We start from the raw sequence: 20484 nt of genomic DNA, 5'->3' as shown, positions 1-20484 counted from the left end.
TTGTTAAATCTTAAATAGAAATCAGAATACTGATATATCTGAAAATAAACCATTTCTGTTGTTAAAAATTCATAAAATACAAGAAAATCATTATATTTGCCGACTTAATTTAACGTAGTTATAATAAAATGCAAGGAAAAGGGCTTATTACAATTGTTGCTATTGTCCTGGGGTTGATTTGCTTAAACGAGCTATTGCCAACCTGGTACGCCAGCAAAATTGAATCGCAGATAGAAGCTGCGAAAGGAAACGAGAAAGAGATCAAACGAATCAAGGAAGATACTCTTAATCTTGGGTATACAAAGCTTTATTATTCAAAAGCTAAAGACAAGGAAATGAAATTGGGTCTTGACTTAAAAGGAGGGATCAATGTTCTATTGGAAATCAACCAAAGAGATTTGGTAAATGATTTAACCAATTATTCTACAAATCCTGTTCTTATTGAGGCTTTAAATAAGACTGATGAAGCTCAGAAAAACTCAACAAAATCTTACATCGACAACTTCTTTGAACAGTTCGATGCAGTAAACAAAGCAAAAGGAACAAACCTAAAGCTTGCTGATCCGGAACTTTTCGGAAATACGACTTTATCTGAAATCAAGTATAATACTACTGATGAGCAGGTTAAAAGTATTGTGAAGAGAAGAGTTGACCTTTCTGTAGGAACAGCTTTCGAGGTAATCAGAACGAGAATTGATAAGCTTGGAGCAATCCAGCCAAACGTTCAGAGAGTACCTGGTACAGCTAGAATTTCTGTAGAAATGCCTGGTATGAAGGATATTGACAAAGTAAAGAAAATGCTTCAGACTTCTGCAAAACTTCAGTTCTGGGAAGTACAGCAAGTTCCTGAAATTGCCCCTTATTTCCAAACATTGACAACTATGGTTGCTGCAAAAGGAGATTCTATGGGAGTTGCAAAGAATGTGAACTTCATGAACCTTCTTCAGCTTGACAAATTAAGAAGTAATGGTGTTGCCAACGTAAAGTTATCAGATACTGCTGCTGTAAACAAAATCTTGAACAGCAAAGTAGGAATAGCTGCACGTCCTGCCAACATTAAATATACACAGTTTATGTGGGGTTACAAACCTGAAGCTACAAGTCCTGATGATTTAGTATTGTATGCAATCAGAAGTAACATCAACCAAAAAGCTCCGGTAGATGGAGCGGTAGAAACTGCAAACATTAGCTATGACGAACTTGGAAGAGTAGTTGTAGATATGCAGATGGATTCTAAAGGAGCAAAAGAATGGAAAACGTTAACTGAGAAGAACGTTGGAAAACCAGTAGCGGTAACTCTTGATAACAGAGTGTATACTGCTCCAAATGTTGTAAACGCTATTCCTAACGGTAGAACTCAAATTTCTGGTAACTTCTCTCAGGAAGAAGCCAAAGAATTGGTAGACGTTTTAGGAGCTGGTAAATTACCTGCTGGTGCTAAAGTAGTTCAGGCTACTCAAGTAGGACCTTCACTAGGACAGGAGTCTATCAACGCTGGTATGATTTCATTTGCAATTGCATTTTTAATTATTATTGTTTATATCATTTTCTATTATGGTGGTGCGGGAGTATACGCTGTAATTGCGATGGTAATTAACCTTTTCTATATTTTCGGAATTATGGATTCCGGAGATTTTACTCTTACGCTTCCTGGTATTGCTGGTATCGTATTGACGATGGCTATGGCAGTAGACACGAACGTAATTATCTACGAAAGAACAAAAGAAGAATTATTTGCTGGTAAGAGTATCTTAGAAGCTTATAAAGATGGTTTCAAGCATGCATTAAGTGCAATTATTGATGGTCACTCTACTACGTTATTGACAGCTGTTGTATTGTTCTTCTTCGGAACAGGGCCTATTAAAGGTTTCGCATTGACATTGATGATCGGTATTATCATGACATTGTTTACTTCTGTATTATTATCAAGAGTAATGATCTTCAGCAGACTAAACAAAGGAAAACAACTTTCTGTATGGACTCCTGCTACAAAGAACTTATTCAGAAATACGTGGATTGACTTCATTGGAAAGAGAAAGTATGCATACATCATTTCTGCTGTATTAACAGTGATCTGTTTAGTATCAATGTTTACACACGGTTTCAAATATGGTATCGACTTTACCGGTGGTAGAAACTATGTAGTAAGATTTGATAAAGAGGTTAATGCTAATGATGTTGAAGAGAAATTAGTAAAACTATTCAAAACTGAAGATGGTAAAAACTCTTCTGTAGAAGCTAAAACTTTCGGAAATAATAAGCAATTAAAAATCTCTACAGATTATCTTATCGAAGATGAATCTTTAAAAGCTGACCAGACGATTGAGCAGAAATTATTTGAAGGATTAAAAGCAGATCTTCCTGCTAATACTACTTTAAATGATTTTAAATCTGCAGACAAAGATCATGCTGGTATCATTTCATCTGAAAAAGTAGGGCCTACTGTAGCTGATGATATTCAGACACACGGTATCCTTGCAGTAGTAGCTGCATTGGCAGGTATCTTTATCTATATCTTATTCAGATTTAGAAAATGGCAGTTCTCTTTAGGTGCTGTTGCAGCATTATTCCACGATGCGGTTATCATTTTAGGAACGTATTCATTACTTCATAAATATATGCCATTCAACATGGAGATCAACCAGGATTTCATCGCTGCGATCCTTACGGTATTAGGATACTCTATTAATGATACGGTAATTATTTTCGACAGAATTAGAGAATACCTGAGAGAGAAGAAATCGATCACATTAGCTGGATTATTTGATGACTCTATTTCAAGTACATTGGGTAGAACATTCAACACTTCATTCACTACGATTTTGGTAATCCTTGCGATCTTTATCTTCGGTGGTGATAACCTAAGAGGATTTATGTTCGCTCTGTTAATTGGTATTGGATTCGGTACTTACTCATCTATCTTTATTGCATCGGCAATTGCTTATGACTTCCTTAAGACAGGAAAAGAAGAAGATGTACACGGAAAAACAACTTCCGAGAAAGAAGTACTTGCTTCAAAATAATACAAACTACAATAAATTAGTAAAAAGCCTTTCGAAAGAAAGGCTTTTTTCATTTTTGAACTATTTTCTTTAAGGCATCTTCTAGTATATTTTTCTATATGAATTGAGAAGCGGTATTTAATAGCTTGTGTAGTAAGGGATATTAATGATTGTGATGTTTTTTGTATTACTCATGCTTAAAATTTATTATATATTTCTCAGTGTGCGTGTTTTAACCCATTTTTTAGACTTAAAAAAACGCTCAATTTAACATAAAGTAGAGTTATTTTAAAATAAATCTATTTTTAGAGATTAATAATTTCGTGTAAGGTCTCAATAATACGGCTTTTTTTAATATTTTATATTAATAATGGTTTTGATTAAAAAAAATCAGAAAAATATAGAGTTATGCGGTAAATTATCATATATTTACTATAAACAAAACAAAAATGAAATTTGAAAAATTATTCGTGGCTGCGGCACTATGTGCTGGCGGCATTATTACCGCACAGACAGGGATTGGCACTCCTAGCCCTGATAAAAGCTCTGCTTTAGACGTTACTGGCACCAATAAAGGTGTATTAATCCCAAGAATTTCTGATCTAACTACTGTAGCCACTCCGGCAAATGGTTTATTGGTTTATGATCTGAAAAGGCAGGCTTTAACGCAGAATATCGGAACTCCTGCTTCTCCCAACTGGGTTCCCATCAGTGGAAACATCGTTAAATTCTTTTACATGCCCTCCATCAGCATTGATACGTCTACTTTAGGTACGGGAAGAACTTTAGATCTGTACCAGTTGTATAGAACACAGTTTTCAACACCTAAAGTCATCAGTACAGGAGCTCCTGCAGCAATTCCTTTTTTTGTAAATGCTACAGACCTTTATTATTATGTAACAGATTTTGACGGAAGTGTTTTAAAGAATGTAAGCATTGATGCTAATGGGATACTGAGGTATGATGTGACAGGAACAGCTACAGCCTGCTCCTTTGTTAATATTGTATTTGTTATCAAATAATTTTAGGAAACATAAAATCATTGCAGTCATGCCTAGCTAGGGATGAGTATTATTTCGTGTACAATTAACAGCTTAAAACTATCAATGATGAAAACAAATTCAATACTACGTTATATGCTTATAGCATTGTGTCTTTTCGTGTCAAACAAAATGACATCTCAGGAAATGGTTTCCCTGCCCATGGGTGGATGTGGAAGATTATTGGATACAAATACCTCTGCTCAATATGCTAATTTTATTACTATTTTTCCTCCTTGTTTAAAGGTGGGTGCAGTGGCAGCTAATGCCAGCAATATGACTGATATCGACGTTAATTCATACGCGTCTCTTAAACCGGGTATCGGAGCAGGGATATGTCCTATCTATATCAGTGTAGGAACTACCGGGAGCGATTTTCCTGCAAACAAACCAGTGTATATAGATTTTTCTTCTGAAGGATTTAATTTTAATGCTAGCTTCAATGATGCTAGTTTCAGATTTTTTAATAACGGTCAGGAAGTATATTCAACTCCGGTAGGAGGCCACTTTTTCTTTGATTTTGGAGATAATCAACCCAGAAAGATCATTAAAGTAATACCCACTGTAGCTTGGGATGAAGTTCGGTTATCTTATTCAGATTTTGGAATTGGCTTTACATTCAATGAAATGAAGGTGTACAATATCCTTTCGGAATATTATATAGATCCCATGACATACTTGTCTCAGCCGTCCGACAGAACTGTACCTGTAGGTGGATCCACTACCATGACAGCGGTTATCAGTAATACGGATATAGATGAGACTCCTGCTAATGTTACCTATCAATGGCAGGTATTAAATGGCTCTATATGGACTAATCTTACCAACGGAGCAAATTACAGCAATGTTACCAGTTCAACATTAAATATTAATAATGTTCCTGCAGGATTTAATAATAATCAGTATAGAGTAGTGGCTAAATCCAGTTTCTATACTTGTTCATTTCAGGCCAATTCAAATACAGGAAGACTTTTTGTAAATGCAGTAAACAATCCCGGAACTGTAGCTGCTGACCAAACAGTTTGCTTGGACATTAATAGTGATCCGGCTGCTTTCACCGAAACCGCGGCTGCACAGGTTACAGGAACAGCGGGTTATCAATGGCAAAGTTCAGCTGATAATATAACTTTTACAAATATTACCAATGCCACTTCTGCTACATACGATGCACCGGCAGTATCACAAACGACTTATTACCGCCGTGGCGTAAGATCAACACTTAACGGAGATATTACTGCTTATCAGTATAGTAATGTAGTAAAGGTTACTTTAAAAAAGAGCTGCCTTATCAAATGCATTATATCCAATCGAATGATCTCTACAAAACTTAATAGCAACTAGTTTTATGTAAACATTTATCGTAAAAGACCTGTTTTCAGAATCACCTGAAATCAGGTCTTTTTGTTTTATGATTATTATATCTTTAATTTTCTCTTCTTTCTATTGTTTAAAATAATATAAAAACAGATAGTTATGTAATATGATTCTGTTGTTCAGTATTATACTTCTTTAATATAGTGCAATTTAGAACCATTATTTTTAAGATTTGTTTAATTTTGCAGCATCATGGAAAATTCAAAGAAAAAAGCAGCTATAGGCTTTATATTTATTACTTTACTGATTGATATAACAGGATGGGGAATCATTATCCCCGTTGTTCCTAAATTAATAGAGGAGTTAATTCATGCCGATATCAGTGAAGCTGCTAAATATGGTGGCTGGCTGGGGTTTGCCTATGCATTCACACAATTTATCTTTTCGCCGCTGGTTGGAAATTTGAGTGACAAATATGGGCGTAGACCCATTATTTTGATCTCACTTTTCGGATTTGCCATAGATTATATTTTCCTTGCACTTGCCCCAACTATTTGGTGGCTGTTTCTGGGAAGAATTATAGCGGGAATTACCGGAGCCAGTGTCACTACAGCGAGTGCTTATATTGCAGATATTTCTACGGACGAAGACCGGGCAAAAAACTTTGGACTGATAGGTGCTGCTTTTGGTTTAGGATTTATTATAGGCCCTGTTTTGGGGGGAGTTCTTGGGCATTATGGAGCACGAGTTCCTTTTTATGCTGCTGCAGGTCTATGCCTTCTTAATTTCCTTTATGGGTATTTTATTCTTCCTGAAAGTTTGGATAAAGATAAAAGAAGAGAATTTGATTGGAAACGTGCAAATCCTGTAGGTTCATTTAAGTTCTTAGGAAAGCATCCGGAAATCTCAGGGCTTATTACTGCACTGATCCTGATTTATATTGCAGGACATGCTGTACAAAGTAACTGGAGTTTCTTTACCATGTATAAATTCAACTGGACGGAAAGAATGGTTGGTATTTCATTAGGAGTAGTAGGTTTGCTGGTAGGATTAGTACAGGGGCTTTTAATCAGGTGGACTACACCAAGGTTAGGAGAACAGAAGAGTATTTATTATGGTCTTGCCATGTATGCAATAGGATTGTTGTTGTTTGCTTTTGCTTCAGAAGGCTGGATGATGTTTGCCTTTTTAGTTCCTTACTGCTTGGGTGGGATCTGTGGGCCGGCTTTACAGTCTGTGATTACGAAAAGTGTACCTTCCAACGAACAAGGAGAACTTCAGGGAGCATTAACGAGTTTAATGAGTGCCACTTCCATTATAGGCCCGCCAATGATGACCAATCTGTTTTATTTCTTCACGCACGACGAGGCTCCATTTAAATTTTCTGGGGCACCGTTCTTCTTAGCATTCATTTTAATGGCGATTAGTGTTGTCATTACTTATTCTGCTTTTAAGAAAAAAGGAAAGATTTAATATATTCGACTTTTAAACCGGGAAGAGGAAGAAAATGATTATTTTTAAGAGATGAATCGTATTCCTCAATATAAGCCGGATGAGTTTAAATCGATCCTTGATCTGGATTGGGCGGGTAGGAGTATGGTGCACCAAAACCTTAATGCATTCTTTATCGAACCTCTTAAAGTTCTCAAAGATGCTAAAACCCCTTCTCAACCCCATCGTAAGACAGTTAATGATTTCGTTTTTATAAAGAAAGGAAGTCTTGAAAAAATGGTATGTTCAGATGTGTTCACCATACAAAAGAATATGGTAGTTATTCTGCCGCCATACAAAATCAGAACCTTTCTTAATAATACACCGGATGTGGAAGGTTTTTATTGTCATTTTTCTGATGAATTTATTTCAGAAGGTATTCCGGGGTTAAAATACCTTCAGGATATTTTGAGCTATATAGAGATCAGAAATAATCCTACATTATATCTTGACGATGAGCATCAGGAAAGAATAGATATCCTTCTTCAGAACATGACTGATCTTTATATGATGGATAATGATTCGGAGCTTGTAAGGATCTATCTTTTTACTTTATTAGGAGAAATCCGACATTTTATACAAGGGCTTCCTAAGCGAAATCTATCGATAAATGAAACTCTTGTATTCCGTTTCAGAAGGTTAATAACCCATCATATTCAACAGGTTCATGCGGTAAAAGAATATGCTGATCTTTTAAATGTTTCTCCCAATCATCTTAATAAATCCGTGAAAAAAGTAACGGGGAAAACGGCTTCTGATATTATCAATGAAGCACTTCTGATGGAGGCAAAGGCTTTACTTTCATCATCACTTCATACAGTCTCTGAAGTTGCTTTTGCAGTAGGGATTGATGATGTTTCCTATTTTTCAAGACTTTTTAAAAAGCATACAGGAGTAAGCCCTTCTGAGTACCAAAAAAGGATTGATTTATCCTATTAATGATTGTATATGTTCTAACTTTTTAAAACATAATCTCAGAAATTTGCAGATGTAAACATTTAAAATTAGAATCATGGATGATTTAAAATTAGAAAAATACCTCAGAAGAATTCATTATTCTGGTAATTTGGGGGTGAATATGGAGGTTTTAAAAAAGATTCATCAATTACACCCTCAGTATATTCCTTTCGAAAATATAGACTCTTATACAGGAAAAGTCCCCTCATTAGAGCTAGAACAAATTTTTCAGAAATTGGTAATGGAATCCCGAGGTGGGTATTGCTATGAACAAAATCTGCTTTTGAGTGAAGTGCTGAAATATTTAGGTTTTAAAGTTGAATTGCAATTGGGCAGAGTATTGTGGCGAAAAGATGAAAACAGCAGTGCTGCTAAAACACATTTATTGCTGATTGTTGAGTTGGATGATCAAAAGTATCTTGTAGACTGTGGTTTTGGAACTGCTACACTTACCAGTCCATTACTTTTGAATGAAGAGGAAGGGCAACAGACTCCTAATGAGCCGTTCAAAATTTCACAAAAAAATGGTGCTTACACACTCTGGACTTGGAGAGAAAAATGGCTGCCGGTGTATCGTTTTGAGCTGGAACAGGTAGAAGCTCCGGATCTTGACATCTGTAATTGGTATCTATCAACCTATCCCGAATCTAATTTCAGGAAAAATTTGATTCTTTCAAAAGTTGATGCTCTTGCACGGTATACATTTAGTGACAATACTTTAAATATCCGAAAAAAGACGGAAGGAAAAGAATCTGTTTCTATTGATAATGAAATCCAGCTTTTTCAAATGTTAAGGGATATTTTTGGTTTGAAGGAAAATGCAATTGAGCTTTTAAGGCAAAAAGGATAAATTAATATACTATATAAATAAAGGGAAGCTGCTGCCAGACTTCCCTTTATCATTTTGAAAATTTTATATTCTATGAAACTAAGGATATAGTGATTTTACTCCATTGCTTACCATATTGCTGCCTAATCCTGAAAATGATACCGAGAATTTGCTGGCATTAAAACTTAAAGATCCGGTTGGAGTACAAAGTCCCAATGCATACTGACATTGTCCATAAGCACCAGTTCTTTTGATAATTTTGCTTTCGCTTTTTGCTTTTCCTAAGCTGATATTGGCCCAATCATTAACATCTGCGTTGGATACTGATGAGCCAGAGTAGTAAATGGTAATCTGATATCCCATTTCTCCTCTTTTAGATCCCCAAAGCCAATTGGCTGTCCACCATTCCTTGTACCATTTGGAAACTACTTTTGCAGCGGCTGTATTTGAATTCTCAACAGTACTTCTCGTATCCATCATAATAAGACTTCCAAGAACATTATCCCAGATAATCCCGGCATCATTATAGAAGCAAAGAGTAGTGAATTTACCGCTTTTATTACTCCAAATGATTTCCATAACGTTGGTTCCGGATTTTATTTCTGAAGTCACCATTTCTTTTAATCCGCTTTGGGCAATGGTAAGATCATCACCTACATATAGATCACCAATTCTTCCCAATTTTACAGTGGAAAGATCTAAAAGGTTTCCTACAGCAATAAACTGATCTTTATCAGAAATAAGATTTTGAGAGAGCTCTATTCCTTTTTGAGTTGAAATTTTCCCGATCACATTTACACCGGCGATTTGTAAATCACTGTGCATGTATTTTTCAAGACTCTTTTGAGATTCATTCAGCTGAGACTGTACAATTTCTGGAACAACAGATGAAATAGAGGTGGTTTCTTTCTTCAGATCAGCAGAAGTGATTTTAGTATGAACAGCTTCTTGTTTGGAGATTTCGTTGTTATCATCACTACAGCTGCTGAGAACTAATACCGATAGAACGGCCATACATTTAAAGGCAGTAATTAATCTTTTCATAATATATTTGATTTAGGTTGTGCTTAGTAAATATAATTAAATATTGTGTAATTCTCAATATTTTGAATTAATTATTTATTAATTTGTAAATAAAATCTATTAATTGTGAGAAAGGTAGAGGCTGGATATAGTAAGGGAAATAGATTGGTAAAGGATAAACGTGGAAAAAGATGTTTGAAGTTGAAATTTAAAATCAAGGAAAGGGGAGTGCTCTAAATCTCTGATAATAAATCTAACTTTCCTTTGAAATCTTAAAATTTGTTTAAATTTTTAGTTTACCTTAAATAAATGTATAATCTTTCGTAATTTTACAGCATGGAATTAAGCATTGGAGAAATGGCACTGATTGCAATAGCAATCGTTGTATTATTCGGCCCGGATAAATTGCCTCAGATCGCGCGTGACTTAGGTGCGGGCGTTAGAAAGATGCGCGGCGCAGTAGAAGATATCAAAACTGAAATTATGAAGGAAACAGATAATCCTGTTTCTGAGATTAAACGTGAGATTGAAAAGGTAAAAGACGCTGCTAAAGATTTTAATCCCATGAAGGATATCGAAAAGGATGTTCTTACAGAACCTGCTTCTACCACTCAGGAGCCTCCAAAACCAAAGCCTGCCGATGATGAAACCTACGAAGGGCCTGTAAGCAGATAAAATATGGAGGAAATTATTCAGGAAGATAAGCAGGTATTTTTATACCTTAATAATTTGGGCGATCCAGCCTTTGATCAGTTTTGGATGTTGATATCCAGTACATGGATCTGGGTGCCGCTTTATATTATATTCCTTTATTTTTTATACAAAAATTATAAACTAAAATCTTTAGTTTTTATTCTTATATTTTTAGCACTTGGAGCCACGGTTTCCGATCAGCTTGCGAGTGTATTCAAATATGGAGTGGCAAGATTGAGACCCTGCCATGACCCTAGTTTGGAACATTATATGAGGATTGTAAAATGTGGCGGGCAGTTTGGATTTTATTCTGCTCATGCTTCTAATACATTCTTTTTAGCCGCCTTTTTAAGTATTTTGCTTAAAAATAAACTAAAATGGTTTCCTTATGCTATATTTGTATGGGCTATAGTGGTTTCCTACAGCCGAATATATTTAGGAGTGCATTTTCCAATTGATATTTTGGTGGGAGCGTTTGTTGGATCTTTATTGGGAGTGATATTTGGTGCACTCGCCAGAAAAGTGATCAACAAACAAAATATAACCTCATGAAAAAATCTTTATTACTTTTAGTTTCCATTAGTTTCTCTTTAAATGTCTTTGCCCAGGATAAAAAAATGGCCGAAGAATGCTTCAAAAAAGCAGATTATAAATGCGCTGAAGAACAATATTCCAAACTGGTGGAAAAAGAACAGATCCGAAAAATTCAATCAGAATATTATAACTATCTGGGAACGGCGCAAAGAAGATTAGGGAAGACCAGTCTTGCTTTCAAATCATATGATATGGCCTTAAAGACCAATCCAATGTCAGTTTCTGTGTATGAAAATCTTGCTTCATTATATAGCCAGAAAGGAGATAAGAAAAAAGCATTAGAGTATGTAGAAAGCGGACTTAAAGTAAATGACAAAAGCCCTGATTTATATCTCACCCGTTCCAAAATCTATGAAAGTCAGGACAAAAAAGATTTAGCTAAAGCGGATCTTAATCATATCCTAAACTTCGAGCCGGATAATCTTTTTGCAAAAACCGGATTGGCCAATCTGAAAAAAAATAACGGTGAACTGGAAGATGCATTAAAAGATTACAATAAACTCATCGCTGAAAAACCTGAATCTTTATTGTATAATGGCAGAGCCGATGTTTATGTAAGAATGAAAAAAAATAAAGAAGCTCTTGCAGATGTTACTAAAGCTATTTCCATTGATCCGAAATTTGCCCAATCCTATGTAACTAAAGCATTGATTTTATTTAATACCACTAAGCCTAAAGAAGCTTGTGAAAATCTTGATAAAGCGGTAGGGCTAGGTTATGAAAAAGCTATATTGGCAGAGTATTATGCTAAATGTAGTAAGAAATAATACAACTCTGTATAATTTTCCAATTCTTAAAATATACCTTGAATGATCAGGATTTTATTGTGAAATCTATTATTAACCAGAAATAAAAAACAGTTGAATAAGGTGATACACCACCCTTTAATTGTTTTTATTCATATAAAAAAATATACATGTTAAATGTCGTTCTTGTAGAGCCTGAAATCCCTAATAATACAGGAAATATCGGACGCTTGTGTGTGGGAACAGAATGTAAACTACACTTAGTTCATCCTTTTGGATTTATAATTAATGATAAAAACCTGAAGAGATCCGGATTGGATTATTGGGTACATCTCGATGTTACTGAATATGCGAATGTAGAGGAGTGGGTAAAAAGTATTCCCGATCCATCCCGAGTTTTTTTAATGAGTTCACACGCTGAAAAATCATATCTTGAAAACGAGTTTCAGGATGGTGACTGGCTTGTTTTCGGAAAGGAAAGTGTTGGATTGAGTGAAGAGGTTTTAAGCCAATTTGAAAAACATTTAACCATTCCAATGTCCAAGCTGATCCGAAGCTTTAATATTGCCAATTCGGTTGCTTTTGTTGTAGGAGAGGCCAAAAGACAGATCGGTCTAAAAAAGTAATCTGCTATTGACCGTATTTTTAATAAAAGAAATGACTTTTAATCATTATGATAAGGCTTTCCCTGAAGGATCTGATCTGCACGGTAAAGCTGTTCCACGATAAATAAGCGGATCATCTGATGGGTAAAAGTCATTTTTGATAACGACATTTTTTCATTCGCTCTGCTATACATATCTTCGGAGAAACCATAAGCACCTCCAATTAGAATGTGTACCTTTTTTATGGATGAATTCATCCATGTATCTATTTTTTGTGAGAACTCGCGACTTGTAAATTGTTTTCCCTTTTCATCAAGGATAACAACAAGATCGTTTTTATCAATATGGTTTAGAAAAAGCTTAGCTTCCTCTTTTTTAAGAAGATCAGGAGATAGATTTTTTGCATTTTTAACATCAGGAATTTCCGTAATTTCAAAATTCCAGTGCTTGGGAAGACGGTTAAGATAATAATTGATCAGGGATGTAATTTCCTTATCATCCGTTTTGCCGATACAAAGTAAACTGATTCGCATTGTAAGAAGTTTCAGGCGGCAAAGATAAGGTTTTTATGGTAAGGTTCAATATGAACTTAGATAGCTGGTTTAATGTTGAAAGTTCAAAGTTCAAGGTTTAAAGTGGTTATCCCTTCGCTTGTTATTGACGATTCACTTGCGAAGCAAAATTGACTATTGACATCTCATATCTCTAAGTCTATTATCTCTCCGTCTATTATCTCCGTATCTCTTTCTACTTATTTAATTTAATTCCCCTACCTTTGTAAAAATACAAGCACATAGATGGGTATAAAAGTTCCTAATTTTATTCTGAAGATTCAAGATTTTTTTGACAACATCCATATTCCGGTTTTAGGAATATCGCTTTGGCAAATGTTTCAAATCTATATCTCCGGGATTTTCAAAGGAAAGATAGGGCGAAAAGCAGCTGCTATTTCCTGGAGCTTTACCATGAGTTTATTCCCTTTTATCCTGTTCTTACTTTCGGTATTGCCTTATATGCCGCATTATGATAAATTGCAATTCTATATTTTTGATGTCCTGATGCATAATGTTTTTCCATCCAATATGGAAGGGGATGTGAGAGGATATATTGAAACCAATATTATTCCCAATATGAAAGGAATCAGTAATCTGACTATCGTATTGGCGCTCATTTTTGCAACGAACGGTACTTTCTCTTTGATTAATGGATTTAATGAAAATACAGAAGAAAAACTGAGTGATGTAAAGGAATTTATCCTTTCATTTTTTATTACCATAGGTTTTATTACCATGGTATTTTTAACACTTTTCGGAGTTTATTATGTGGAAGTGGTAATGAAGCTTTTTACGCCGGCTTATGATGTAACATGGCTGGTGGATAATCTTTCCAGTATCATTGGTTTCGTATCTTTTCCGCTGTTTTATTTTATTCTTTTAACTCTATTTTATTGGTTGGGAACGGTAAAAATTACAAGATTCAGACAGGCGGTTCCGGGTGCGATTCTTACAACAGTATTGTTTGTTTTAACGACCTATATTTTTGCTATTTATGTAAAGGATATTGCCCGCTATAACGTTCTTTACGGATCCATCGGAAGTATGATCCTATTGATGGTTTGGGTGAATGTAAATGTGTATCTTTTGCTCTTCGGAAATGAATTGAATATGGCGATCAGAAAACTTAGAATAGAAAAGCTGTTGTCGGATGAAATTCAGAAAGAAACTGTTCATTATCATTTACCGATTACCGAACCTAATTTTGAAAGTGATGAAGAGCATAGAAGAAAACTGGAAAACCAGAAAAAGAATTAATCTTCTTCCGGTTCCATATTTCTTTTAGAGCTGATGCTTAAAATCGTAAATCCTAAAATTGCAGCAATAAAGGAAGCAATCAGAATGGCAAATTTAGCTTCATCCTGAATCATAATTTCACCTTTAAAGGATAGTAAAGCAATAAAAATAGACATTGTAAATCCAATTCCTGCAAGCAAACCTACCCCAATCATCTGAGTCCAATTGCTGTTTTGTGGTAAAGAACTAAGCTTTAATTTAATCGCAATCAAAGAGAATAAATTGATTCCGATAAGTTTTCCAAGAATCAATCCGAAAATAATCCCCAATCCTAAAGTACTTGTTATCCCCGCAACCATTTCGTTTGAGAAGGTAATATTGGTATTTGTTAAAGCAAAAATAGGCATGATCAGGAAGCTTACAGGAATGTGAAGCTGGTGTTCCAGTTTTTCCAATGGTGAAATTTCTACATTCGAAGCGTTGGTAGGAATGGAAAACGCTAGTAAAACTCCTGCTATTGTTGCATGAATTCCGGAATGATGCAGGAAATACCATAAAAACAGCCCAGGAATAATATAAAATATTGTTTTGGTAACTTTTAAAAAGTTTAAAATAAATAGCAGAGCAGTTATTCCAAACGAGAGCAGGAGGTAAGTCCAGTGAATTTGATCAGTATAGAAAATAGCGATGACAAGAATTGCTCCAAGGTCATCTACAATAGCTAATGCTGCTAAAAATATTTTAATTGAATTAGGAATTTTCTTTCCCAGCATCGAGATTATGGCTAAAGAAAAAGCAATATCTGTAGCCATAGGAATTCCCCAGCCATTGCTGTATTCTGTTCCGGTATTGAAAATACTGTAAATAACTGCTGGTACAAGCATTCCACCCACTGCTGCAAAAATAGGCAATGAGGCATTCTTAAAAGAAGAAAGTTCACCCTCTACAAGTTCCCTTTTTATTTCAAGACCCACCAAAAGAAAGAATACGGCCATCAGGCCATCGTTAATCCAGATACTGACTGGATATTCCAGCCCAAATAAGTGTGTTCCTACTTCCTTGTCTAAAAAGTTCTGGAAACTTTCGGCAAGTGACGAGTTAGCAATAAGTAATGAAATAAGCACACAGAAAATAAGGATGATTCCTGAGGCTTGACTGTTGTTGAAAAATTTTTTAAAATAAAGAGATAAATTCATGTTTATGATTGTAGTCGTCTCACTCTGGAGACTCCATTAATATTCTTGAGCTTCTTGAAGGTTTCCTCCAATTGCCCCTTATTCTTGACTTCAAGATTAATGTTTCCGATGAAAACTCCGTTGTTGGATTCAATAGACATACTCTTCATATCCATTCCCATACTGCCACTGATCACTGTGGTGATATCGTTAATCATACCCATTCTATCAAGGCCTTCGATCTCGATTTTCACTCGGTTTTTGAAGCTTTCTTCATTTACCCATTTAGCAGGAATGACACGATAGTCATATTGTGCTCTAAGGTTAATAGCATTCGGACAGTTATCGCTGTGTACTTTAATACCATCAGAAATGGTAATGAATCCGAAAATTTTGTCTCCCGGAATTACCGTGCAGCATTTTGCATAGGTATAGTTCAGTCTTTCTTCATCTTTTCCAAAGACGATCATGTCAAGGTTTTGCTGTTTCGGCTCCTCATAATGAACATTCTTAGACGGAGATTTTCTGAATCTCGAAAGTAGATTATTAAATACGTTCTTACTTTCAATATATTTTCTTAAACTGCTTGCATCCAGTTCATTGGTCTGGAATTTAAGGAACAGTTCTTGTGAAGATTTTAAATTAAAGAACTTTTGCAGTTTATTGATTTCTTCATCATTGAAATTGATTTTTGCATGACGAAGTTTTCTTTGTAAAGTTTCTTTTCCTTCTTCTACCAGTTGATTTTTCTGGGAATTCAGATAACTTTTAATCTTGGATTTGGCTTTGGAAGTTACCACGAATTCCAGCCAGTCAGATTTAGGTTTCTGATTTTGAGAAGAAAGGATGTCTATCTGATCTCCATTCTGAAGAACATAAGAAATCGGAACCAGTTTTCCATTGATTTTCGCTCCCAAACACTTCATTCCCAAATCCGAGTGAACGGAAAAGGCAAAATCCAATGCTGTTGCATTGGTGGGTAAAATCTTAATTTCTCCTTTTGGAGTAAATACAAAAACTTCTTTTGAATAAAGATTCAGTTTAATATTGTCCAAAAGTTCAGAAGTAGAAAGATTCTGCTGTTGCTCAAGCACTTCACGAATTTCTGTAACCCATTTTTCGAAATTACGATCGTCAGAGCTTTGTTTATACCCTTCTTTATATTTGTAGTGAGCTGCAACCCCTTTTTCAGCGATTTCATCCATTCTTTCTGAACGGATCTGTACTTCAATCCACTTTTTATCAGGCCCTAAAACGGTAAGGTGCAAACTTTCATATCCTGTAGAACGAGGCTGGGTAATCCAATCACGCATTCTGGAAGGATTGCTGTGATAAACATCTGTAACGATGGAGTAAATTTTCCAGGCCAGGAACTTTTCGTTTTTAGCATCCGATTTATAAATAATTCTGATGGCATAATTATCGAAAACTTCTTCAAAGGAAACTCCTTGCTTCAGCATTTTTCTATAAATAGAAGAAATAGCCTTTGCACGCCCTTTGATTTTAAAATTTAGCCCTTCTTCACGAAGTCTTTCAGAAACCTCGGTTTTAAATTCCTCAATATATCTTTCGCGGCTTTCCTTGGCTAATTCCAATTTTTCCGTGATTTCATTATAGATCTCAGGGTTATTGTATTTTAAAGAAAGATCTTCCAGCTCAGATTTAATATTGTATAATCCAAGACGGTGTGCCATCGGAGCGTAGATATAAACCGTTTCTGAAGCGATTTTTTTCTGCTTGTCTGGTGCCATACTTTCCAAAGTACGCATATTGTGAAGGCGGTCTGCAATTTTGATCAGGATCACTCTGAAGTCTTCGGATAGCGTCAACAACAGTTTTCTGTAGTTTTCTGACTGTACAGAGATGTTCTGATGGTTCATGATGGATATTTTGGTCAATCCATTCACGATATTGGCAATTTTCTCACCAAATATCTTTTTCAGATCCTCATAAGTATAATCGGAATCTTCAATGACATCATGCAGCAATGCACAGGCAATGGAAGTTGCCCCCAAACCAATTTCTGTCGCTACAATTTTAGCTACAGCGATAGGATGGTAGATGTAAGGTTCTCCGGATTTTCTCCTTTGATCCTTATGAGCATCCAATGCAATATCGAATGCCTTCCGGATAAGTTTATTATTTTCCTCATCCAGTGTTCTGTATGTGTTAGAAATCAGATCCTTATATCTTGCAAGGATCTCTTTGTTCTCTTGTTCTAAATCGTAACTCATTTGTGCAGATGCCTATATTTAGACGAAAATACGAAATTTTTTGCTTTTTTCAAACATAAAAAATCCGTAGCACGCACTACGGATTTCTGGTTATTAGGTTTTATATCGATTAAGATTTTACTTCCGAATTGATCCCATCAGTTGATGTCTTAATTCTAATATCAGGGCTGTTGTGAATTTCAGCTCTGTTTCTGGCATCAATATATTTTTTAATGGTATCGTAATTAGCCTGATCAATGCTCATGTTTTCGAACAGGTACGTTTTTATGACAGCATTTTGGGTGAAAATATTTCGGACACTTTCCACCTGACTGCTATCTTTCGCTGCAACACTTGCCAGGTATTGGGTGTTACTGGATTCACTGCTAAGGTATATGATGTAATCAGAGTTGGAAATTCCTGAGTTTTCCAAATCACTCTCAAGCTTTTTGTAATCGCTATGGTGCTCAAATAGCCCAGCTAATATATTTGACATAATTAATGGGTTTTAAAGTTGTGATTAAAGTTAATAATTATTTTTCTAATTTTTTGTTGTAAAGGCAATAAAATTTATCTATTAATATTTTATCTATAAAATAATGTTAAATTGTTTGAGAATGTCTATTGAACGCGTGTTTGAATTTTAAAATTCAATAATTTTTTTGAAAGATTTCGTAGGAAGATAGATCTTCCTGTCAAAAGAAGATTGAAAAAAACTAGGGCTGTTTAACTCTAATTTTCTGATGGAGATTAATATATTCTTCGTGCAGATTTAAAAATGAACAGGTGGTATTCTGTACTCTGTTATTCTGAACGAAGCAAAATGCAGTGAAGAATCTTTTATATTGCCTAGATTTTTCACACTGAGATTGCTCTCATTACCTTTCACTGTGCTACAACATAACCATCTGCAAAATCTGCGAGAGATAAAAATAAAGAGACCACTTTATAGAAATGATCTCTTAATCGTAATATTTGAATTTAATTAAATTCTTTCGTTTTTAATTTCATCTACAATTTCAGGATTTAATAAGGTGCTGATGTCTCCAAAGTTGCTGAAGTCGCCTTCTGCAATTTTTCTAAGGATTCTACGCATAATTTTACCTGAACGTGTTTTGGGAAGTCCTGAAACAAACTGAATTTTATCCAGTTTGGCAATAGGGCCGATCTGATCTGAGATCAGCTGATTAATTTCTTTTTTAAGATTTTCTTTATCACGGCTTTCTCCGGTTTCTTTAAGCATTACATAGCCATACAGGGCATTTCCTTTGATATCGTGAGGATACCCTACGATAGCAGATTCTGCCACGGCAGGGTGTTGGTTGATGCTGTCTTCAATAGGAGCTGTTCCAAGATTGTGCCCGGAAACGATGATGACATCGTCTACACGTCCTGTAATTCTGTAGTAGCCCACTTCATCTCGTAGAGCACCATCACCTGTAAAATATTTCCCTGGAAAAGCTGTAAAATAGGTTTCCTTATATCTTTGATGGTCGCCCCAGATGGTTCTTGCAATTCCTGGCCATGGAAAACGGATACATAAGTTTCCGGTTACCTGATTTCCTGTAATTTCATTGCGTTTATCATCCATTAGAACAGGTTGAATTCCTGGTAAAGGAAGGGTAGCGTACGTTGGTTTGGTTGGAGTAACAAAAGGAAGCGGTGAAATCATGATTCCCCCAGTTTCAGTTTGCCACCAGGTATCAACAATAGGGCACTTTTTCTTTCCAACATGATCATTAAACCAATGCCATGCTTCATCATTGATAGGTTCTCCAACAGATCCAATGACTTTAAGAGAGCTTAGATCATGTTTATCTACCCACTCTGCACTTTCTTTAGCCAAAGAACGAATTGCGGTAGGAGCGGTATAAAATTGAGTGATCTTATGTTTTTCAATTACCTCCCAGAAACGATCCGGTTCAGGATAAGTAGGAACACCTTCGAAAATGACCGTAGTAGCTCCATTTAATAGTGGGCCGTAAAGAATATAAGAGTGACCGGTAATCCAGCCGATATCAGCGGTACACCAATAAATATCATTTTCTTTATAATTAAATACATTTTTGAAGGTATAAGCAGTGTACACCATATATCCGGCACATGTATGAAGCATTCCTTTTGGTTTTCCTGTAGAACCGGAAGTGTAAAGAATGAAAAGCGGATCTTCAGAATCCATGATAACGGTTACGAAATCAGGAGAAGCTTTTTCGTACAAATCTGCCAGCCAATAATCTCTTCCTTCTTTCATTTTGATCTCGTTGTGAGTTCTTTTAACGACTAAGACATTTTCAACCGTTGGTGTTTTTTCTAATGCTTCATCTACAATACTTTTCAGATCCAGAACTTTGTTTCCTCTGTAGCTTCCATCGGAAGTGATTACCATTTTTGCTTCACAGTCATTTACTCTTGAAGAAACTGCAGAAGCAGAAAATCCCGCGAAAATAACGGAATGAACAGCTCCTAGTTTAGCACAAGCCAGCATGGTAACGGCCAGCTCCGGAATCATCGGAAGGTAGATGCAGACTCTATCTCCTTTTTCAATACCCATCTCCTTTAAAACATTAGCTGTTTTATTAACGCGGGTATACAGTTCGTTGTATGAAATATGCTGAGCCTCTTCTTTTGGATCATTGGGTTCCCAGATAATTGCTGTTTTTTCTCCTCTTATGGCGAGATGTCTGTCCAGACAGTTTTTTGTGATATTAAGTTTGGCGTTTTTGAACCATTCGATTTTAGCTTCATTCATATCATACTTAACAACCTTGCTCCATCTCTGATACCACACGAAGTTTTGATCGGCTACCTTGTCCCAGAATTTCTTCGGATTTTTGATCGATTTTTTGTAATCTTCAAAATATTGTGGTAAATCTTCTATTAAGTAATTTCTCATATCCTTTTCGTTTTTTGAAATTTGAATTGTATTGATAGTTTGTTTTGATTGTATATAAAAAGAAGGAGGTACCTTTTTTTAAATTAAAAATGATACTTAAATATATGTTTAATTTTTCG

At 35.4% G+C, this 20484-nt stretch carries 17 protein-coding genes; 11 read left to right on the top strand and 6 right to left on the bottom strand.

All coding sequences use genetic code 11. The features are described 5' to 3' along the window. The first annotated feature begins 128 nt into the window (after nucleotides 1–128). From secD to GTR01_RS15970, 6 genes are all read left to right on the top strand, one after another. Nucleotides 129–3023 (top strand): protein translocase subunit SecD, encoded by a 2895-nt coding sequence (gene secD / locus GTR01_RS15995; protein ID WP_160138802.1) that lies wholly within the window; start codon nucleotides 129–131, stop codon nucleotides 3021–3023. A 428-nt stretch (nucleotides 3024–3451) separates the two neighbouring features. After that, complete coding sequence (locus tag GTR01_RS15990; RefSeq protein WP_160138801.1) at nucleotides 3452–4024, top strand: hypothetical protein; 573 nt, start codon at nucleotides 3452–3454, stop codon at nucleotides 4022–4024. 87 nt (nucleotides 4025–4111) lie between these two features. Further along, complete coding sequence (locus tag GTR01_RS15985; RefSeq protein ID WP_160138800.1) at nucleotides 4112–5383, top strand: hypothetical protein; 1272 nt, start codon at nucleotides 4112–4114, stop codon at nucleotides 5381–5383. A gap of 225 nt (nucleotides 5384–5608) precedes the next feature. After that, nucleotides 5609–6829, top strand: coding sequence for a TCR/Tet family MFS transporter (locus GTR01_RS15980; protein WP_160138799.1), 1221 nt, complete (start codon nucleotides 5609–5611; stop codon nucleotides 6827–6829). Nucleotides 6830–6880: 51 nt separating this feature from the next. After that, complete coding sequence (locus tag GTR01_RS15975) at nucleotides 6881–7786, top strand: helix-turn-helix domain-containing protein (RefSeq protein ID WP_160138798.1); 906 nt, start codon at nucleotides 6881–6883, stop codon at nucleotides 7784–7786. A 73-nt stretch (nucleotides 7787–7859) separates the two neighbouring features. Continuing rightward, nucleotides 7860–8654 carry an arylamine N-acetyltransferase family protein gene (locus tag GTR01_RS15970; RefSeq protein WP_160138797.1) on the top strand — a complete coding sequence of 265 codons (795 nt, stop codon included), beginning with the start codon at nucleotides 7860–7862 and terminating at the stop codon, nucleotides 8652–8654. Nucleotides 8655–8732: 78 nt separating this feature from the next. On the opposite strand, the gene GTR01_RS15965 is transcribed toward GTR01_RS15970, so the two are convergent. Then, nucleotides 8733–9677 carry a hypothetical protein gene (locus tag GTR01_RS15965; protein WP_160138796.1) on the bottom strand — a complete coding sequence of 315 codons (945 nt, stop codon included), beginning with the start codon at nucleotides 9675–9677 and terminating at the stop codon, nucleotides 8733–8735. 315 nt (nucleotides 9678–9992) lie between these two features. Here GTR01_RS15965 and GTR01_RS15960 point away from each other — a divergent pair, with 315 nt between their 5' ends. The 4 genes from GTR01_RS15960 to GTR01_RS15945 all read left to right on the top strand — a co-directional run bounded on the left by GTR01_RS15960 (nucleotide 9993) and on the right by GTR01_RS15945 (nucleotide 12315). Beyond that, complete coding sequence (locus GTR01_RS15960; RefSeq protein ID WP_123908190.1) at nucleotides 9993–10331, top strand: twin-arginine translocase TatA/TatE family subunit; 339 nt, start codon at nucleotides 9993–9995, stop codon at nucleotides 10329–10331. A 3-nt stretch (nucleotides 10332–10334) separates the two neighbouring features. Continuing rightward, nucleotides 10335–10901, top strand: coding sequence for a phosphatase PAP2 family protein (locus GTR01_RS15955; RefSeq protein WP_160138795.1), 567 nt, complete (start codon nucleotides 10335–10337; stop codon nucleotides 10899–10901). Continuing rightward, nucleotides 10898–11710: a tetratricopeptide repeat protein gene (locus tag GTR01_RS15950; protein WP_160138794.1), complete on the top strand. Its 813-nt coding sequence runs from the start codon at nucleotides 10898–10900 to the stop codon at nucleotides 11708–11710. Before GTR01_RS15955 ends, GTR01_RS15950 begins: the two co-directional genes overlap by 4 nt. A 149-nt stretch (nucleotides 11711–11859) precedes the next feature. Next, complete coding sequence (locus GTR01_RS15945; RefSeq protein ID WP_160138793.1) at nucleotides 11860–12315, top strand: tRNA (cytidine(34)-2'-O)-methyltransferase; 456 nt, start codon at nucleotides 11860–11862, stop codon at nucleotides 12313–12315. A gap of 38 nt (nucleotides 12316–12353) precedes the next feature. Here GTR01_RS15945 and GTR01_RS15940 read toward each other — a convergent pair whose 3' ends face one another. Next, a complete protein-coding gene (locus GTR01_RS15940) occupies nucleotides 12354–12827 on the bottom strand; it encodes a 23S rRNA (pseudouridine(1915)-N(3))-methyltransferase RlmH (protein WP_160138792.1) in 474 nt (157 codons plus the stop codon). 264 nt (nucleotides 12828–13091) lie between these two features. On the opposite strand from GTR01_RS15940, the gene GTR01_RS15935 reads away from it, so the two are divergent. After that, a complete protein-coding gene (locus GTR01_RS15935) occupies nucleotides 13092–14105 on the top strand; it encodes a YihY/virulence factor BrkB family protein (RefSeq protein ID WP_160138791.1) in 1014 nt (337 codons plus the stop codon). Here GTR01_RS15935 and nhaA read toward each other — a convergent pair. The 4 genes from nhaA to acs all read right to left on the bottom strand — a co-directional run bounded on the left by nhaA (nucleotide 14102) and on the right by acs (nucleotide 20386). Then, entirely contained in the window at nucleotides 14102–15280 is a 1179-nt protein-coding gene (nhaA, locus tag GTR01_RS15930; RefSeq protein ID WP_160138790.1) for a Na+/H+ antiporter NhaA, read from the bottom strand. The two genes, GTR01_RS15935 and nhaA, sit on opposite strands and share 4 nt — an antisense overlap. A 2-nt stretch (nucleotides 15281–15282) precedes the next feature. Next, nucleotides 15283–17493 (bottom strand): RelA/SpoT family protein, encoded by a 2211-nt coding sequence (locus tag GTR01_RS15925; RefSeq protein ID WP_160138789.1) that lies wholly within the window; start codon nucleotides 17491–17493, stop codon nucleotides 15283–15285. Nucleotides 17494–17602: 109 nt separating this feature from the next. Further along, nucleotides 17603–17968, bottom strand: a complete 366-nt coding sequence (locus tag GTR01_RS15920; RefSeq protein ID WP_160138788.1) for a hypothetical protein — start codon at nucleotides 17966–17968, stop codon at nucleotides 17603–17605. A 489-nt stretch (nucleotides 17969–18457) separates the two neighbouring features. Then, on the bottom strand, nucleotides 18458–20386 hold the full coding sequence (gene acs / locus GTR01_RS15915) for an acetate--CoA ligase (RefSeq protein ID WP_228452261.1): 1929 nt from the start codon (nucleotides 20384–20386) through the stop codon (nucleotides 18458–18460). Nucleotides 20387–20484: the final 98 nt, after the last annotated feature.

Origin of the sequence: Chryseobacterium sp. c4a (assembly GCF_009900745.1) — a bacterium.
GTDB lineage: Bacteria > Bacteroidota > Bacteroidia > Flavobacteriales > Weeksellaceae > Chryseobacterium.
This window is presented reverse-complemented; position numbering and strand designations above follow the sequence as displayed.

Bases quoted from the DNA above. Each gene is read 5' to 3' on its own strand.
- GTR01_RS15990 (WP_160138801.1), top strand. From the start codon at position 3,452: ATGAAATTTGAAAAATTATTCGTGGCTGCGGCACTATGTGCTGGCGGC.
- GTR01_RS15970 (WP_160138797.1), top strand. From the start codon at position 7,860: ATGGATGATTTAAAATTAGAAAAATACCTCAGAAGAATTCATTATTCT.
- GTR01_RS15925 (WP_160138789.1), bottom strand. From the start codon at position 17,493: ATGAGTTACGATTTAGAACAAGAGAACAAAGAGATCCTTGCAAGATAT.
- secD (WP_160138802.1), top strand. From the start codon at position 129: ATGCAAGGAAAAGGGCTTATTACAATTGTTGCTATTGTCCTGGGGTTG.
- GTR01_RS15945 (WP_160138793.1), top strand. From the start codon at position 11,860: ATGTTAAATGTCGTTCTTGTAGAGCCTGAAATCCCTAATAATACAGGA.
- GTR01_RS15950 (WP_160138794.1), top strand. From the start codon at position 10,898: ATGAAAAAATCTTTATTACTTTTAGTTTCCATTAGTTTCTCTTTAAAT.
- GTR01_RS15955 (WP_160138795.1), top strand. From the start codon at position 10,335: ATGGAGGAAATTATTCAGGAAGATAAGCAGGTATTTTTATACCTTAAT.
- GTR01_RS15975 (WP_160138798.1), top strand. From the start codon at position 6,881: ATGAATCGTATTCCTCAATATAAGCCGGATGAGTTTAAATCGATCCTT.
- GTR01_RS15940 (WP_160138792.1), bottom strand. From the start codon at position 12,827: ATGCGAATCAGTTTACTTTGTATCGGCAAAACGGATGATAAGGAAATT.
- GTR01_RS15980 (WP_160138799.1), top strand. From the start codon at position 5,609: ATGGAAAATTCAAAGAAAAAAGCAGCTATAGGCTTTATATTTATTACT.
- GTR01_RS15935 (WP_160138791.1), top strand. From the start codon at position 13,092: ATGGGTATAAAAGTTCCTAATTTTATTCTGAAGATTCAAGATTTTTTT.
- GTR01_RS15920 (WP_160138788.1), bottom strand. From the start codon at position 17,968: ATGTCAAATATATTAGCTGGGCTATTTGAGCACCATAGCGATTACAAA.
- GTR01_RS15960 (WP_123908190.1), top strand. From the start codon at position 9,993: ATGGAATTAAGCATTGGAGAAATGGCACTGATTGCAATAGCAATCGTT.
- GTR01_RS15985 (WP_160138800.1), top strand. From the start codon at position 4,112: ATGAAAACAAATTCAATACTACGTTATATGCTTATAGCATTGTGTCTT.
- nhaA (WP_160138790.1), bottom strand. From the start codon at position 15,280: ATGAATTTATCTCTTTATTTTAAAAAATTTTTCAACAACAGTCAAGCC.
- GTR01_RS15965 (WP_160138796.1), bottom strand. From the start codon at position 9,677: ATGAAAAGATTAATTACTGCCTTTAAATGTATGGCCGTTCTATCGGTA.